Origin of the sequence: Bradyrhizobium sp. USDA 4541 (assembly GCF_024171085.1) — a bacterium.
Classification (GTDB): Bacteria; Pseudomonadota; Alphaproteobacteria; order Rhizobiales; family Xanthobacteraceae; genus Bradyrhizobium; species Bradyrhizobium australafricanum.
Map to the genome: position 1 here is coordinate 5,448,438 of NZ_JALJZF010000001.1, position 16,316 is coordinate 5,464,753.

Genomic DNA, 16,316 nt, shown 5'->3' on the forward strand with positions numbered 1-16,316 from the left:
ACCGCGGCCGGCGGCAGGATCAGGGCCTGGAAGCAGTCGCCCGCTGTTCGGCGATCGCCTTGCGGAGCGTCCGTGACAGCGCCTCGACCGAATAGGGTTTCTGGATCAGCTCGAAGCCGCTGTGCGCGTTCTCGGCGAGCACGTTGCTGTAGCCGCTGGTCAGCACCACCGGCAGTCCAGGAAAGCGATCGCGGATGATTCCGGCGAGCTCGACGCCGTTCATGCCCGGCATGATCACGTCGGAGAACACCAAGTCGGCGGAGAACTCGTTCTCCGAGAGGATCGAGAGCGCGGCATTGGCATTGGCCGCGCGCTTGACCGAATAGCCGAGATCCTCGAGCAGCTCGGTGGAGAACTGGCCGACATCGTCGTTGTCCTCCACCACGAGGACGCGATAGCCGCGGCCGATCGAAGCCTGCTCGGTGCCCGCGCTGGCGGCGACCTTGGCGTCCGCCGGGCGCATCGCGTGCGGCAGATAGATGGTGAAGGTCGCACCGTGCCCGGGCGTAGAGGTGACCTCGATGTCTCCATCGGATTGCTTGACGAAGCCGAAGGCCTGGCTCAATCCGAGACCCGTTCCCTTGCCGACCTCCTTGGTCGTGAAGAACGGCTCGAAGATCGCGTCGAGGTTTTCCGGCGAGATGCCGGTGCCGGTGTCCTGGATCGAGACCGTGACGAAATCGCCGCTGCGCGAGGCCTGGGCGCGCAGGGCAGGGATATTCTTGACCTTCCGGACGCCGATCGTCAGCTGGCCTTCGCCGCTCATGGCATCGCGGGCGTTGACCGCGAGATTGAGTAGCGCGGTCTCGAACTGGCCGATGTCGGCGATCGCAAAGCAGTCGGGATCCTCGATCCTGACCTCGATGTGGATCCGCGCGCCGACCAGCGGGCGGATCAGCTGCGTCACGCTGTCGACCTGCGTGCCGACATTGAACACTTCCGGATTGAGCGGTTGCCTGCGCGCAAATGCCAATAGCTGGGCGGTGAGCTTGGAGGCCCGCTCCACGGTCTCGGAGATCGCATCGATATAGCGGCGGCGCCGGTCATCCGGCAGATCGCGGCGGCGCAGGAAGTCGGTCGCGGAGCGGATGATGGTGAGCAGGTTGTTGAAATCGTGCGCGACGCCGCCGGTGAGTTGGCCGACGGCTTCCATCTTCTGCGATTGCCGCAGGGCTTCCTCGCCGCGGCGCCGTTCGGTGATATCGACGGCCTCCGGAACGGCGCCGACGATGGTGCCGTGCTGGTCCTGCAGCGGCCGCATCGCGAAATCGAAATAGCGCTCGCCGATCGGCAGGCGCAGCTGCATCTCGATCTTGACTTCCTCGCCGCGCATCACGGTCGCGAAGGCATTCTGGATCACGCGCGGCATGCCCTCGGTCGCGGCGAACCACGGCGTGTCCCAGAACGGCTTGCCGACGACGTCGGCGGCATCGGTACAGATGCCGGCCAGCGCCGTCTGGTTGGTGTAGAGCAAGCCGCCATCGCGGTTGAGCAGCATCTGGTATTGATGGCTGGTTTCCAGGATCGCGCGCGTCTGCGCTTCACGGGATTCGAGCTGCGCGGTGCGCTCCAGGATGCGCCGCTCAAGCGACTCGTTGAGCTTGCGCAGCTCGATCTCGGCTTCCTTGGCCGCGGTGATGTCGTGGGCGACGCCGATGAAGCCGATGTGCTTGCCGTTCGGGTCCCAGCGCGGCTGCGATTCCGAGCGCAGCCAGCGCCAATCGCCTGCGGCGTTCCGATAGCGGGCCTCGAGCACGAATGGCTTCAGCGAGAGCTCGCCGGTGATCTGCTCCTGCAGGATTTGCGGCAGGTCATCCGGATGCAGCGCCTTGCGCCAGTCGAACACGATCGCTTCCTCGAACGGCAGTCCAAGGAAGTCGAGATAGGCCTGGTTGGCAAAGGAGCGGGTGCGGTCGAGCTTGGTCACCCAGATCGGCACCGGCGCGCTGTCGGCGATCAGGCGGAAGCGCTCTTCGCTCTCGCGCAGGGTCTCCTGTGCCAGCATCTGATCGGTGACGTCGAGATCGGCGCCGACCAGCCGCAGCGCACGGCCGCTGCGGTCGCGCTCGATCTTGGCGACGACGCGGATCCAGCGGCTCTCGCCGTCGTTCGGGCGGATGATGCGGTATTCGGCCGTGTAGTCTTCGCCGCCGGCCTTGAGCACGCCGAACAGGTGCCGGATCGTGCGCTCGCGATCCTCGGGGTGGATGCGCGCGACCCAGTTCTCATAGGTCTCGTTGATCTCTTCGGGCGGCAGCCCATGCACCAGGAGATATTCGGGAGAGCGGCGGTTGCGCACGCCGTCGCGGAAATCGATCTCGAGTCCGCCGACCCGCGCGATGCGCTGGATCCGCGCCAGCTCCGCTTCGCGCTCCTGGAGCTCGCGATGGGCGCGATCGCGTTCGCGCGCGATCTCCTCAAGATGCTGCCGCAGCCGTTCGGCTGCCGCAGCTTCGGGAAGCACATCAGCGGGATCGGATGGGGTCATACGCGCCGGCAACCTCTCGGTGCAGTCTCACACAGGACGCGGCGGCTTTGCCAGCTTGATTTACGGCAATCGTTAGGCTGAGTCATTCCGGGGCGATGCGAAGCGTCGAACCCGGAATCTCGAGATTCCGGGTTCGCTTCGCGCCCCGGAATGACGATGCAATCCACGAGCTCTTCATTTGCTCTTGGGCGGCCGGCAATTATAGGCCCGGCGGAACCCGGCGGCCTGTGCATCCTCCTCGGAGCAGAACCAGCGATCCGGATTGCCGAGGCCCGGATAACTGCGGCACGCCTGCAGGTGGTAGATGCCGACATTGCCGGTGACGCGGGCCCGCACGGCGTACTTGCCCTTGATGTTGCAGCTGGCCGGCATCGGCAGGTCGTCGGGGAAGAGCGCGTTGCGGATCTGCTGGTCGCGGTCGGCGGGGCAGGCGTTGCCGAGCAGGGCGCCGTCCTTCCTGGCCGTACGAAAATCGCGTGGCGCCACGAAGCAGCCCTTCCAGAGCCCGGCACGATTGTCCTTGGCGGTGGCTTCATCCGGCTTGAATCGGCCAGTGGCCGACCCCTCGACATTGAGAGCATAGCCCTTCTGGACCAGCACCTGGCTGAGGCTGGTCGGGTCGCCCTCGATCTTGCAGACGCCGAGGCGGCGCTTCTTGAAGGTCGGATCGACGCCGATATCGTCGCAATGAATTGGCTTGCCGCCGATCAGCCTGGTCAGCTGGTCGCGCGCCTCGATCCCGCAAGTCCAAGCGTCGGCGTGCTCGTCGATGCAGAGCTGATCGACCGCCGGCGCGTCGATGCCGTCGAGCCGATAGGTCGTGTTGCCGAGCTGAACGGTGCCGGCGTCCTTGATGACCGCAGTGGCCGTGGGGCCTGCGGTTGCAGTCGGGCTGGTGGTTGCAGACAGGAAGGCCAGGAGAAGCGTCGTGGCGACCGGATTTCGAAACCGCATTTTCTCAACTTCAGATCTTTGGCGGGCAGCCGAACTTCTAGCACAAGCCGGTACGATCCAACCAAGGACTGTTCGCGAGCGGGGCGTGCGAACCGTCACATCCCGATCGGCATTCCGTGGCGCAGAACGGCCGGACATTGCCATTGAAGGGATGCGCATGGGCGAGTTTCGTTATCAACGTCCTCCGCCGAAATCGTCACCGGCATTTGGAGCCTGCAATGCTTCGCGCGCTGGCGGCAGAAGAGAAAGACGGCCCAGGAGGCCGCGCCCGATCAAAGATCCAATTGACTTGATGAGAACAAAATAGGAACATGATGCGCCACCTGAATCCCGGATACCCCATGATGTCTGCACGGCCCGAATCTGACGACGATGACGGGCTGGAAGCCGCTGTCGATCAGGCCATTTCCGCCTGCGGCGGGAATTTGCGCGCCACCATCCGGGCGCTGATCGTGGCCAATGAATTCCTGGAGAACGAGGTCAGCGAGCTAATGAAGGCCGTCGCGAAGGCTCATTCGCGTGGCCGCTTCAAGACCTATTCGGGCTGAAATACCGATCGGGCTACCGCCGAGGACTGACCTTGGACTGGCCGGGCAGTGGGCAGGGTCTGCATTAGACCGTTGCCTCCGGGGCAATTTGCTGTACCAACGGAGTGGTTACGCCCAATCGCCCGTGCCAGATTGCGCGGGGAGGAATCCTGCCAAATGGACAATTCGAAGTCCGAAAAAGCCCAAGCAAGAAGAGCATGTTCAAACGAATCCTGATCGCCAACCGCGGCGAGATCGCCTGCCGGGTCATCAAGACTGCGCGCCGTATGGGGATTGAGACGGTCGCCGTCTATTCCGAGGCCGACCGCGACGCGCTGCATGTCGAGATGGCCGATGAGGCCGTGCTGATCGGACCGCCCGCCGCGGCCGAGAGCTATCTTTTGATCGACAAGATCGTCGAGGCCTGCCGCAAGACCGGCGCGCAGGCGGTGCATCCCGGTTACGGCTTCCTGTCCGAGCGCGAGGCGTTTCCGCGCGCGCTGGAAGCCGCCGGCATCGTCTTCATCGGTCCGAACCCCGGCGCCATCGCCGCGATGGGCGACAAGATCGAATCCAAGAAGGCCGCGGCGAAGGCGAAGGTTTCGACCGTGCCGGGTCATCTCGGGGTCATCGAGGACGACAAGCACGCCGTCCAGATCGCCGACGAGATCGGCTACCCCGTGATGATCAAGGCCTCCGCCGGCGGCGGCGGCAAGGGCATGCGCATCGCGCAGTCGAAGGCGGAGGTCGCCGAAGGCTTCAACCTCGCCAAGGCCGAGGCGAAGTCGTCGTTCGGCGACGACCGCGTCTTCATCGAGAAATTCATCGTCGATCCCCGGCACATCGAGATCCAGGTGCTCGGCGACAAGCATGGCAATGTGATCTATCTCGGCGAGCGCGAGTGCTCGATCCAGCGCCGCAACCAGAAGGTCATCGAGGAGGCGCCGTCGCCGCTGCTCGACGAGACCACCCGCCGCAAGATGGGCGAGCAGGCCGTCGCGCTGGCGAAGGCCGTGAACTACGATTCGGCCGGCACCGTGGAATTCGTCGCCGGCCAGGACAAGAGCTTCTACTTCCTGGAGATGAACACCCGCCTGCAGGTCGAGCATCCCGTCACCGAATTGATCACCGGCATCGATCTCGTCGAGCAGATGATCCGCGTCGCCGCCGGCGAGAAGCTCGCGATCGCGCAGAAGGACGTGACGCTGACCGGCTGGGCGGTGGAATCCCGCGTCTATGCCGAGGATCCGTTCCGCAACTTCCTGCCGTCGATCGGGCGCCTGGTGAAATACCGTCCGCCGGCCGAGGCCAGCCATGACGGCATCACGATCCGCAACGACACCGGCGTGCAGGAAGGCGGCGAGATTTCGATCCATTACGATCCGATGATCGCCAAGCTCGTCACCCACGCCCCGTCGCGCGCCGCGGCGATCGAGGCGCAGGCGACCGCGCTCGACGCCTTCTATGTCGACGGCATCCGGCACAACATTCCGTTCCTGTCGGCCTTGATGAACCATCCGCGCTGGCGCGAGGGCCGGCTGTCGACCGGCTTCATTGCGGAAGAGTTCCCCAAGGGATTTTCGGCGCACGCACCCGAGGGCGAGTTCGCGCGGCGGCTGGCTGCGGTCGGCGCCGCCATCGACCACGTGCTGGGCGAGCGCAAGCGGCAGATCTCCGGCCAGATGGGCGGCCGCGTGGTGCTGCGCGAGCGCCGCCGCGCGGTGTGGCTCGACCGCGCCGAGATCGCGCTCGATGTCGCCCGCGAGGGTGACGCCATCGCGGTGCGCTTCATTGCCGCCGACGGGCTCCCTGGCAATCCGCACAATCTGGTGTCGGGCTGGGTGCCGGGCGATCCGGTTTGGCAGGGCACCATCGACGGCAACTTCGTCGCCGTGCAGGTGCGGGCGATCAACAACGGCTTCCGCCTCGCGCATCAGGGTTTTGAGATCCCGGTCTATGTTTTCACCGAGACCGAGGCGACCTCGGCGCGGTTGATGCCGGTGGTCTCGGCCGCCGACACCGGCAAGAAGTTGCTGTGCCCGATGCCTGGTCTCGTGGTGTCGATCGCGGTGACCGAGGGGCAGGAGATCAAGGCCGGCGAGACCCTGGCGGTGGTCGAAGCCATGAAGATGCAGAACGTGCTGCGCGCCGAGCGTGACGGCACGGTCAAGAAGATCCACGCCGCCGCCGGCGCCACGCTCGCGGTCGACGCGCTGATCCTGGAGTTCGCTTAGCATCGTCATTCCGGGGCGCGCGGTACGCGCGAACCCGGAATCTCGAGATTGAGAGCGAGATGAGATTCCGGGTTCGATCCTTCGCACCGCCCCGGAATGACGGAGAATGGGACATAGCAAATGGCCTTCCGCAAACGCCGCGAAGCCCTGCGATCGATTCTCACCGGATCGACCTGCATCCGCCCGGGCTCGGTCTATGACGCGACCTCGATCCGGATTGCGGAGGATCTCGGCTTCGAGCTCGGCATGTTCGGCGGCTCGGTGGCGTCGCTCGCCGTGCTCGGCGATCCCGATATTGCGCTGATCACGCTGACCGAATTCGCCGAGCAGATACGCCGCATGTCGCGTGCGTCGACGCTGCCGGTGCTGGTCGATGCCGACCACGGTTACGGCAACGCGCTCAATGTCCGCCGCACGGTTCAGGAGGTGGAGGCCGCCGGCGCGGCCGGCCTCACCATCGAGGACACGCTGCTGCCGCAGGTGTTCGGCCAGGCCAAGACCCAGCTGATCTCGCTGGAGGAAGGCGTCGGCAAGATGAAGGCGGCGCTTGACGGCCGCAGCGATCCGTCGCTCGTCATCCTGGGCCGGACCGGTGCCGTTTCGATCACCGGTCTCGACGATGCGATCGCACGCGCCAGGGCCTATGAGGCGGTCGGCGTCGATGGCTTGTTCTTCACCGGCATCAAATCGCGTGGCGAGTTGGAGGCGCTCTCGGCCGCGACGACGCTGCCGATCGTGCTCGGCGGCGCGCCGGAGGAGATGACCGCGCTCGACTATCTGGCAAGCCGGCGCGTCAGGATCGCGCTGCAAGGCCACGCGCCATTCGCGGCCGCAACCCAGGCCGTCTACGAGACGCTGAAGGCGCTGCGCGAAGGCACCTCGCCGAAGAACCTCAAGGGTATCGCCTCGTCCGAACTGACCGGCCGCGTCATGCGCGAGGCGGAGACCAAGGCGCGCAGCGGCGAGTTCCTCGGTCTGAAGAAATGAGCGGCGTGATCCGCCACGTCACCATCAGCGGCCGCGTCCAGGGTGTCGGCTATCGCGCCTGGGTCGACGAGCAGGCAAACGCACGCGGCCTCGAAGGCTGGGTCCGCAACCGCCGCGACGGCAGCGTCGAGGCGGTATTCGCCGGTCCCGACGACGTCGTCACTGAAATGATCACGGCATGTGGCCGCGGTCCGTTCTCGGCGCGCGTCGCTGCCGTGCACGCCGCATCTGGCAATTCCGATCTTTTGAACCAGCGCCGGGCAGGGGAGCGGTTCTCGGTCCTGCCCACGATCTGAAGCGCGTCGTTACGCGGCCGCTGAGATCACCAGCGCCTGAATCCGGCCTTCGATCGCGCCGCCGCCGAAGCGGCGCGCAACGGCCGATGCGGCGTGCTCGGTCGCCGCATCAAGGCCGATACCGCCGCGCGCCTCGATCTCGCCACGCAACGGTGATCCCTGGCAAAAGCCGATCGCAGGATCATGAGGCGCATTGGCCCGGCTTTGCAGCCGAACGTCGTCGATTTCGATCTTGCTGAAGCCCGCGACTGCAAGGTCGGCCCGGATCGGGTCGGCCGCGTAGTGGCCATAAGGCGTGCGCGCCAGGAAGCGCGGCGGATCGGCCGGAAAGACCTCCGCCAATGCCTGGGTCACCACGTCGGCAAACTCGTTGTCTTCGATGCGACCCCACATGCTGAACAGGAAACGGCCGCCCGGCTTCAGCACGCGGCGCGCCTCCGAATAACCCTTGGGCTTGTCGGGGAAGAACATCGCGCCGAATTGGCAGGCGACGACGTCGAAGCTCGCATTGTCGAACGGCAGGTTCAGTGCATCGGCCTGCCGCCAGGTGATTGCGGTCCCGCTCGGCATCTGTGACTTCGCTCGTTCGAGCATCGGCTCATTCAGGTCGGTCGCCACGATCCTGGTGTCGCTGCCGAGCGCGGACGACAGCGCGCGGGTGACGGCGCCGGTGCCGGCTGCCGTCTCAAGCAGGTCGCGCGGGCCAAGAGCCTTGGCGCGTTGCGCCAGATCGCGTGCGTAGGGTTCGAAAATCATCGGCACGAGGAGCCGGTCGTAAAGCTCTGGAATGGATCCAACGAACTCCTTGTCGGACGCTGGCATGCGCAATCTCCATTGCGGCCGTGACGCGGGCGACCCGGTGCACGGCCCAAAAACATCCACCCGGATCAACTTGGACGAAGAGCTCGGGGGCCACAAAGGAAAACTCCTCACCTCCGATGCACGGCATTCGCCGAGGCGCCGGATAGGTCGGGAGACCTGCCATGTCTCGTGCGCCGTCGTGGACAGCACGTCAGCCTTGACTTCTGCTGCGAACCGTCTGATATTTCTGTCATGACAGAAATAACCGCCAAGAAAAAACTTCCCGCCGTCGTCGAGCGCTTCATCCTGCATTGGGGCGACATGGGCGACGAATGGGGCGTCAACCGTTCGGTCAGCCAGATCCACGGGTTGCTCTACCTTGCCGAAGCGCCGATGACGGCGGAAGACATCGCCGACACCCTCGGCATGGCGCGCTCCAACGTTTCCAACTCGATCAAGGAGCTGTTGTCCTGGGGATTGATCCGGCGGGTGCCGATCCTTGGCGATCGCCGCGACCACTTCGAGGCCGAGACCGACATCTGGGAGGTCGCGGCCAGGATCGCGGCGGGACGCAAGGAGCGCGAGATCGATCCCGCGCTCGCAGCGCTGCGCGCCTGCGTCTCCGACGCGGCCGACGATCCCGCGATCAGCCCGCTCGCGAGCAAGCGGCTGAAGGAGATGCTGACATTCACCGAGCTGGTCGACCGCTGGTACACGCAGATGCTGAACGTGCCGCGGCCGCGCCTGGTCGCGCTGATCAAGCTCGGCGAGAAGATCGTGAGTTTCCTGCCCACGGGCAGGGCCAAATAAAGGCGGCGGCGTAACGGGAGTGTGCGATGGCGTCAGCAAGGATATCCACCTTAAAGACAGCGCCGGCTTCCGATACAAAGCTGCTCGACGACCACCGCTTCCGCGCATTGCTGTCGGACGAGGATTGGGGCCGCCTGCCGGTTGCGATCTGGCGGCGCTTCTCGAAACGGTTCGAGGACGGCAACACCGTCGTCTATGTCGGCGAGGTCGAGGAGGCGGCGTGCAGCCGCATCGGCTGGTGGCTGGCGCAGGCCGCACGGCTGATCGGCGGACCGTTCCCGACCGGCACCGAAACGCGCGTGCCGATGATCGTCACCGTCACCGAGGACGCGGCAAGCGGCGGCCAGGTCTGGACCCGCATCTGCGCGCGCCGCGACGGCTTCCCGCAGGTGATTCATTCCGCCAAGCGCTTTGCCGGTTCGAGCGGGCTCGAGGAATGTGTCGGCTTCGGCGTCAGCATGGCGCTGCGGATCGCGGTCGAGCACGAGGCGCTGGTGTTCCGCAGCGTCGGCTATTCGCTGCAACTCGGCACGTTTCGCCTGCCGCTGCCCGAATGGCTCACGCCGGGCGATCTCACCGTGACCCATTCCGATCTCGGCTGCGGTGACTTCCGCTTCACGCTGGAGATCATCCACCCGCGTTTCGGCCGGCTGATCCGTCAGTCCGCCGTGTTCAGGGAGGCCACGCCATGACGCCGCTGCTTTGGACGCTTGTCGCCATCCAGATTGCGATGGGCGCATTCGATACGTTCTATCACCACGAATTCACCGAGCGGCTGGCCTGGCGTCCCTCGCAGCGCCACGAGCTGCAGCTGCACAGCGTGCGCAACATGCTCTATGCGCTGCTGTTCCTCGTGCTCGGCTGGCTGCAAGTGCACGGCATCCTTGCGATCGCGATCATGGCCGTCCTCGTCGTCGAGGTCGTCATCACCTTGATGGATTTCGTCGAGGAGGATCTGAGCCGAAAGCTGCCGCCGAGCGAGCGGATCAATCACACGCTGCTGGCGATCAATTACGGCGCCATCCTCGTGCTGCTGGTGCCGGTCCTGATCGGCTGGGCGATGCTGCCGACCGCCGTCGCGCCGGCCTATGCGGGTCCGTTAAGTCTGTTCGCGACGGCTGCGGCCTTCGGCGTCGCGCTGTTCGGCGCGCGCGACTTTGCCGCGACGAGGCGCCTCGGACGGTTGGCCAGCGTGCCGGCCGCGACGCTGGTCGAGAAATTGCCGGCGCGGCAGACCGTGCTGGTCACCGGCGCTACCGGCTTCATCGGCAGCCGCCTGGTCGCGAGCCTCACCGCATCCGGCCATCAGGTGATTGCGTTGATCCGAAATCCGGCAAAGGCCGACATGCTGCCGCCGCCGGTGACGCTGGTCACGAGCCTCGACCAATTGCCCGCCGACTACGGGATCGACGCCATCGTCAATCTCGCGGGCGAGCCGATCGGCAACGGCCTCTGGACCGAGGCCAAGCGCCGCAAGATCATCGCCTCACGTATCGACATGACGTCTGACGTGATCAAGCTGATCACGCGCCTCGAACGCAAGCCGTCGGTACTCGTGAGCGGCTCCGCGATCGGCTGGTACGGGCTCTGGCAGGACCAGGTGCTGACGGAGTCGGCGAAATCCCACGCCTGCTTCAGTCACGAATTGTGCGAGGCCTGGGAGAATGCGGCGAAGCCGGCCGCGGATCACGGCGTGCGCGTGGCATATTTGCGCATCGGTCTTGTGGTCGGCATCGATGGCGGCTTCATCACGCGGATGCTGACGCCGTTCGAGTTCGGCCTCGGCGGCCCGCTCGGCTCGGGCAAGCAGTGGATGTCGTGGATCGAACGCGACGACCTCGTGCGCCTGATCGCGCATGTGATTGCGAGACCTGAACTGGCCGGTCCTGTCAACGCGACCGCGCCGATCCCGGTGACCAACATGAAATTCACCGAGGAGCTCGGACGCCGTCTGCACCGGCCGGCGATCTTCCGCGTGCCGGCGGCGCTGCTCCGCGCCGTTGGCGGCGATTTCGCCGACGAGCTCTTGCTCGGCGGCCAGCGCGTGCTGCCGAACAAGGCGCTGAGCAACGGCTTTGTGTTCCGACACGAAACCTTGCGCAGCGCGTTCGATGCGATCCTGTGAGGAGGCCTCGATGTGCAGCACCTGTTCCCGTGCATTCGGAGGTTGGCTTGCGGGCTGTGGCGCCGCGACTGCGGTGATTTCCGCCGTCGGTCAGACCATTGTGATGATGACGTCGCACGGCGATGTCGCGCGGCTGCTCTACGGCATCGTCGTGATGCTGCTTCCGTCGGCCGCGATCTTCGTCATCACTTGTCTGCTCACAGCAATTCCCACGGCGATCGTCGTCTGGTTCACCGAGGAGTTCCATATCCGAGCCGCGGGATTTTTCGCCTGCGCAGGCGCGGCGATCGGTGCGTTGAGCATCACTGTCCTTCTACGATCCCCGGCTGTCTGGACATCCGGACTGGTTTGCCTGTTCGTCGTGGCCGGGTTTGTCGCCGGCCTGACCTACTGGTTCGTCATGTGCGAACTGGCGGCAGGCGAAGACTCGATGTGAACCGCTACGATGTTCAACCTATGCCGCAGACGCCACGCTCCGAAACGTCGCAGCCAGCGTCCTGAGTGCCGCGAGTTTGGTGGGATCGCTGACTTTCGAATGCAGCATCACCTTCGACGTGCCGAGCCGCGGCAGCTTGTGGGCAGGGCCGATATCGACTAGGCCCGGCGGCGCGATGCGGCGGACGAGGGGCGCGACGGCAAGCCCTGCAAGCGCGGCCGCCACCACCGCGGTGACGCCGCCGCCGACGAAGCCTTCGGTCCAGGCGATGCCGGCCTTGTCAAGCGCGCGCACAGCGAGGGCGCGCACGCCGCAGGGCGGCGCCAGGGTCGCGAGCGGCAGCGCATCGCCGCGCGGCCAGACGAAGCGTTTGGCGGCGAACCAGCCGAATTCGTCCTCGGTCAGCTTCTCGCCGCCGCGCCGGCTGCCTTCCTGGCGCACGATCACGGCGTCGAGCTCGCCGCCATCATAAGCGTCGAGCATTTCGCGCGAGAAGCCGATGGTCACGGAGAGGGCAAGCTGGGAGGCCATCGCGTGCAGCCGCTCCAGCAGCGGCACCAGCTCCGGGCCCGCGGCGTGATCGCTGATCCCGAGCGTGAGTTGTTGCCGCGCCGGTTTCTCGCCGGCCAGCGCGCGATCATGCACCTCGATCAGCGCGCGGGCGTGCTGCAGGAAGGCCGCGCCGTCGGCGGTCAGCCGCACCGCGCGCGGCGAGCGCTCGACCAGCCGCTTGCCCAGCACCGTTTCGAGCCGCTGCAACTTCATGCTGATCGCCGCTTGCGTGGTGCCAAGCGCCTCGGCGGCGCGGGTGAAGCCTTGCAGCTCGGCAACGAGGAGGAAGGCCTGCACGGTGTCGATATCGAGCGTGGTGGTCATGATCAATGATCGTTATCATTACTATTCATATGGATAAGATACCAAGATGATGCGCGAAGGTCTAGCTAGAGGAGGCGCGATTGACCCGCGCCAACCGGATTCAAGGAGACCGATCATGCCGCTCATCACCGTCACCTACGCGACCTCGCGCGAGAGGCCGTCGCTGAAGTCCGACATCGCCGCCGCCGTGTCGGACCTGACCGCACGGATTCTGCACAAGGATCCGAAGGTCACCGCTGTTATCGTGAAGTCGGCTGATGCCGGCGACTGGTTCGCAGGCGGCAAGTCGCTCGCCGAGCAGGGGCTTGCGAGCTACTGGCTCGACATCCACGTCACCGAGGGCACTAACACCAAGGACGAGAAGGCGGCCTATCTCGCGGCGCTGTTCAAGCGGATGGGCGAATTGCTCGGGCCGCTGCATACCGAGAGCTACGCCCATGTCGACGAGGTGAAGGGCGACGCCTACGGCTTCGGCGGCCTTACCCAGGAGCGCCGCTACATCGCCGGCAAGCTCGAGGTCGCGCCGCAGAAGGCGGCGTGAAGCCTATGACGTCGCTTCCGGCAGGCGCGCTGCGGTGTCGCCGAACACCTCGGCGAATGCCTGCCGGAGCGCGATGTCGACATCGGCCATCGTGACCGGCAGTCCGAGATCGAGCAGCGAGGTGACGCCGTAGCGCGGATCGACCACGCCGCAGGGCACGATGGCCTGGAAGTGCGCAAGATCAGGCTCGACATTGATCGCGATGCCGTGGAACGAGACCCAGCGGCGCAGCCGCACGCCGATCGCGGCGATCTTGTCCTCATAGCCCGGTCCCTTGTCCGGGCGCCGGACCCAGACCCCGACGCGGTCCTCGCGGCGCTCGCCGCGGACGTTGAAGGCGGCGAGGGTGCGGATGATCCATTCTTCCAGCGAAGCGACATAGGCGCGCACATCGGGCCGGCGCCGCTTGAGATCGAGCATCACATAGGCGACGCGCTGGCCCGGGCCGTGATAGGTGACCTGGCCGCCGCGTCCGCTCTGGAAGGTCGGAAAGCGCGGCGCGCGCAAATCGTCGGCCTTGCCGCTGGTGCCGGAGGTATACAGTGGCGGGTGCTCCAACAGCCATACCAGTTCGGGGGCCGATCCCGCCGCGATCTTCGCCACCCGATCGTCCATTGCGGCGAGCGAATCGGGGTAGGGCACCGCGCGGTCCGAAATCCGCCATTCGACCGCTTCGCCGCCCGGAGGGCGCGCAAAGGTCGTCAAATCGAGGCTTTGGCGGTCGTTAACCATTAGCTAACCCTAACGTGGTCAGGTGAACCCACAATCTAGTTCCCGTTCGGCGGTTCAGAAGTGCCCACCCTCGATAAAGTCAGCGTTGATCTCATGGTGGTCCTCGGCACCACCACGATGCCGATTCACCAGGTCATGCGGCTATCCCGCGGTGCCATCATCGAACTGGATGCCACCGAGGCCGACGAGGTCAAGATCCTCGCCAACAACCTGCCGGTGGCCAGCGGGGTGGTCCTGGTCGACCGCAACCGGATTGCGGTCGAGGTCAAGCAGATGCTGCCGAAATCTCCCGGGGTTCGCGGCTAATTCCCGCATTAATCGCCTTGTCCCTGCATCCGTGATTTGTTACATGGCCCCGTCGATCCGGCGGTGCCTTCGGGGTTCCATCCGGTATCCCAAGCGCTCGTGGCGGAATTGGTAGACGCGCTGCCTTGAGGTGGCAGTGGGTAACACCGTGGGGGTTCGAGTCCCTCCGAGCGCACCACACCTCAGCTGATCCTTGAAATCGCTGGACTTTTCGGAGCATGGCCGCTCGCCGGCTATGCCGGCCCGTGCCTCCGGGGGCAGGTCCGACGAGTGCAGGCGGGTGACGTGGAGGTGCAGGTCGATGCGGTCATGTAACACCGGTCAGGTAGATTCGCGGATGCATGGCCTTACCGGTTTGGTGTTGCCGACCGAAGCCGACCGCTTTCCCCCAATCGCGCGGCTGCAAGCTTGCCTTACCGGAGCGCCTGATGATCTTTGCGAGCTACGCCTACCGTGTGGTCTCCAACTTCGTGTTCCTGGGGCTGGTCTATTTCACGCTGAACCTTCTGGAGAAGTACGAGCAGCGCGCGACGGTCGCAATTCTGGTCCTGGTCTATGCGGCGATGCACGCCTTTTCCGGCCTGCGCTCGTTCTATTTCTTCCAGCGCATCAAGCGCCTGGAGGGCGAGACGCGACGGCTCGCCGCGGCGGCCGGCGAGGGGCCAAATGGTGTCGCCTCGCGCAGGCAGATCGTCGCCGATGTCACCGTGCTCAGGCATGCTGGCGGGATCAAATCCTATATCGATATCTTCTTCCTGGCGCTGGTGATCCTGCTCTGCGTCGCCAAGATCCTGGCCAGCTAAATCACGTCAATCAGGCACGCGCCTGCCAGCCGACGCCTCGGCGCGCGGCGCGCGCTTCTTCACATTATTGGCGACGTGGACTGACGCGTTGTCGGCAGCCGGCGGCGCGACATGCAAGGGCGCGCCGTGGCCTCGGCCGTGCGCCGGGGCGGGCCCCTGATGCGCAGCCTGCTTCGGATGCCTGGCCTGGCGCGCGGAGAACGCCTGCGCGCGCGATACGCCAACGCCAATTGTCGCACGCTGCACGAGGCGGCGATTGGCCGCCGATCGGGCTGCGAGCAGGGTCAGGTCGAGCGCCTCGGGAACGCGGAACACGTCGGGCGCCGGGACCGGCAATGTCGGGACGGATGCGAACGGCGCAAGCTGGGGCTGCGGCCACAACGTGCGGACGGGCATCGCGACCCGGGTGCGCTGTGCGTGGTCGAGGATGTCGGCATCGCGCCAATCCATGTCGGCAAGCACCGGGGCAGGCAGCGTCCGCGTCGCGGTGAAGACGAAGTTCGGAATCCTGGGCCAGCGCGTGGTCGCCACCGTCTCGGTCGGCGGATGCAGGTACCATTGCTGCGGCTGGGTCGGCGTCGCCGGGCGATCGGGCGTTGCGGGCACGACATGAACGATCCGGTAGCCGCGCTCCTTCAGCGTGTTGAGGATGCGCGGCAGCGCCGCAACGGTGCGCGGCTGGATGTCGTGCAGCAGCAGGATGCCCTTGCGCTTGGCTTCGATCCGCTGGATCGCGAGGTCATAGACCCGCTGCGGCGAGATGTGACGCCAGTCGTCCGCGGGGAAGTCGGCGCTCCAGACCTGGATGCCCTGGGACGCCAGATAGGTCTCCGGGATCTCGGCGCGCATCAGGCCGGGAATCCGGAAGAACGGCGCGAGCTTGCTCTTGTCGCCATTGAGGGCTGCGAGCGTCGAGGCAATGCCGTCGTCGACCTCCTGCCGCACCTTCTCGAGCGACATCTTGTTCATCGTCAGCGGATGGTTCTGGCTGTGCGTGCCGACGGTATGTCCGGCCGCGATCAGCTTGCGCACGCCCTCCGGATTGAACCGGGCCTGGGAGCCGATGGTGAAGAAGGTCGCCTTGACGCACTGGCTGGCGAGAATGGCCAGCACCTGGTTGCTATATTTAGGTAGCGGCCCGTCGTCGAAGGTCAGCACCACTTCGTGATCGGCGAGCGGCAAGGTCTCCGGGTACTGCATGGTGCCGATCCGGGGATGCTCCTTGGGATCGACGACGAGGGTCCGCGAGGTGCCGAGTGCGTTGGGGTTAGGGCAGTCTGCGGCGAGGGCGGCGTACGGCGTCATCAAGCCGCAGCCCAGCAGCGCCGCGCGGACCACGGTCCGCGACCGCTTCCGGATCATCACCAAGACGTTTGCAATCATCGAATCTCGGCCGCATT

Annotated in this window: 17 protein-coding genes and 1 tRNA gene; 12 read left to right on the plus strand and 6 right to left on the minus strand. The window is 65.7% G+C overall.

Translation table 11 applies throughout. The annotated features are described in order from the left end of the window. Positions 1-19: 19 nt before the first annotated feature. Both J2R80_RS25785 and J2R80_RS25790 read right to left on the minus strand, forming a co-directional pair. Positions 20-2,488: a PAS domain-containing protein gene (locus J2R80_RS25785; protein ID WP_057017047.1), complete on the minus strand. Its 2,469-nt coding sequence runs from the start codon at positions 2,486-2,488 to the stop codon at positions 20-22. Positions 2,489-2,662: 174 nt separating this feature from the next. Then, positions 2,663-3,442: a thermonuclease family protein gene (locus J2R80_RS25790; RefSeq protein ID WP_057017048.1), complete on the minus strand. Its 780-nt coding sequence runs from the start codon at positions 3,440-3,442 to the stop codon at positions 2,663-2,665. A 341-nt stretch (positions 3,443-3,783) separates the two neighbouring features. Here J2R80_RS25790 and J2R80_RS25795 point away from each other — a divergent pair, with 341 nt between their 5' ends. The 4 genes from J2R80_RS25795 (at position 3,784) to J2R80_RS25810 (ending at position 7,486) form a co-directional block, all read left to right on the plus strand. Next, entirely contained in the window at positions 3,784-3,990 is a 207-nt protein-coding gene (locus J2R80_RS25795) for a hypothetical protein (protein WP_016840474.1), read from the plus strand. A gap of 197 nt (positions 3,991-4,187) precedes the next feature. Further along, positions 4,188-6,203: an acetyl/propionyl/methylcrotonyl-CoA carboxylase subunit alpha gene (locus J2R80_RS25800; RefSeq protein WP_253639670.1), complete on the plus strand. Its 2,016-nt coding sequence runs from the start codon at positions 4,188-4,190 to the stop codon at positions 6,201-6,203. 120 nt (positions 6,204-6,323) lie between these two features. Then, positions 6,324-7,190: an oxaloacetate decarboxylase gene (locus tag J2R80_RS25805; RefSeq protein WP_229193311.1), complete on the plus strand. Its 867-nt coding sequence runs from the start codon at positions 6,324-6,326 to the stop codon at positions 7,188-7,190. Beyond that, positions 7,187-7,486: an acylphosphatase gene (locus J2R80_RS25810; RefSeq protein WP_028336455.1), complete on the plus strand. Its 300-nt coding sequence runs from the start codon at positions 7,187-7,189 to the stop codon at positions 7,484-7,486. Before J2R80_RS25805 ends, J2R80_RS25810 begins: the two co-directional genes overlap by 4 nt. Positions 7,487-7,495: 9 nt before the next feature. Here J2R80_RS25810 and J2R80_RS25815 read toward each other — a convergent pair whose 3' ends face one another. Further along, positions 7,496-8,308, minus strand: coding sequence for a class I SAM-dependent methyltransferase (locus J2R80_RS25815; RefSeq protein WP_253641033.1), 813 nt, complete (start codon positions 8,306-8,308; stop codon positions 7,496-7,498). Positions 8,309-8,539: 231 nt separating this feature from the next. Between J2R80_RS25815 and J2R80_RS25820 the strand changes: the two genes are divergently transcribed. The 4 genes from J2R80_RS25820 to J2R80_RS25835 all read left to right on the plus strand — a co-directional run bounded on the left by J2R80_RS25820 (position 8,540) and on the right by J2R80_RS25835 (position 11,658). Further along, entirely contained in the window at positions 8,540-9,097 is a 558-nt protein-coding gene (locus J2R80_RS25820) for a GbsR/MarR family transcriptional regulator (RefSeq protein WP_092088931.1), read from the plus strand. A 26-nt stretch (positions 9,098-9,123) separates the two neighbouring features. Continuing rightward, positions 9,124-9,789: a DUF4166 domain-containing protein gene (locus tag J2R80_RS25825; protein ID WP_253639671.1), complete on the plus strand. Its 666-nt coding sequence runs from the start codon at positions 9,124-9,126 to the stop codon at positions 9,787-9,789. Next, entirely contained in the window at positions 9,786-11,222 is a 1,437-nt protein-coding gene (locus J2R80_RS25830) for a TIGR01777 family oxidoreductase (protein ID WP_253639672.1), read from the plus strand. Before J2R80_RS25825 ends, J2R80_RS25830 begins: the two co-directional genes overlap by 4 nt. Before the next feature lie 103 nt (positions 11,223-11,325). After that, the gene (locus J2R80_RS25835; protein ID WP_253639673.1) at positions 11,326-11,658 is read left to right on the plus strand and encodes a hypothetical protein; all 333 of its coding nucleotides are present in this window, start codon (positions 11,326-11,328) and stop codon (positions 11,656-11,658) included. An 18-nt stretch (positions 11,659-11,676) separates the two neighbouring features. On the opposite strand, the gene J2R80_RS25840 is transcribed toward J2R80_RS25835, so the two are convergent. Next, complete coding sequence (locus tag J2R80_RS25840; protein WP_253639674.1) at positions 11,677-12,534, minus strand: LysR family transcriptional regulator; 858 nt, start codon at positions 12,532-12,534, stop codon at positions 11,677-11,679. Positions 12,535-12,649: 115 nt separating this feature from the next. On the opposite strand from J2R80_RS25840, the gene J2R80_RS25845 reads away from it, so the two are divergent. Further along, positions 12,650-13,075, plus strand: coding sequence for a 4-oxalocrotonate tautomerase family protein (locus J2R80_RS25845; RefSeq protein ID WP_168857472.1), 426 nt, complete (start codon positions 12,650-12,652; stop codon positions 13,073-13,075). 3 nt (positions 13,076-13,078) lie between these two features. Here J2R80_RS25845 and lipB read toward each other — a convergent pair whose 3' ends face one another. Further along, entirely contained in the window at positions 13,079-13,807 is a 729-nt protein-coding gene (lipB, locus tag J2R80_RS25850; protein ID WP_253639675.1) for a lipoyl(octanoyl) transferase LipB, read from the minus strand. Positions 13,808-13,867: 60 nt separating this feature from the next. Here lipB and J2R80_RS25855 point away from each other — a divergent pair, with 60 nt between their 5' ends. The 3 genes from J2R80_RS25855 to J2R80_RS25865 all read left to right on the plus strand — a co-directional run bounded on the left by J2R80_RS25855 (position 13,868) and on the right by J2R80_RS25865 (position 14,916). Then, positions 13,868-14,113 (plus strand): FliM/FliN family flagellar motor switch protein, encoded by a 246-nt coding sequence (locus J2R80_RS25855; RefSeq protein ID WP_076831216.1) that lies wholly within the window; start codon positions 13,868-13,870, stop codon positions 14,111-14,113. A 93-nt stretch (positions 14,114-14,206) separates the two neighbouring features. Next, a tRNA-Leu gene (locus J2R80_RS25860) sits at positions 14,207-14,291 on the plus strand. A 250-nt stretch (positions 14,292-14,541) separates the two neighbouring features. Continuing rightward, a complete protein-coding gene (locus tag J2R80_RS25865; RefSeq protein WP_253639676.1) occupies positions 14,542-14,916 on the plus strand; it encodes a hypothetical protein in 375 nt (124 codons plus the stop codon). A gap of 6 nt (positions 14,917-14,922) precedes the next feature. Here the strand turns inward: J2R80_RS25865 and J2R80_RS25870 are convergent, their stop codons facing one another. Then, positions 14,923-16,299 carry a polysaccharide deacetylase family protein gene (locus tag J2R80_RS25870; protein ID WP_253639677.1) on the minus strand — a complete coding sequence of 459 codons (1,377 nt, stop codon included), beginning with the start codon at positions 16,297-16,299 and terminating at the stop codon, positions 14,923-14,925. Between the last annotated feature and the right edge of the window lie 17 nt (positions 16,300-16,316).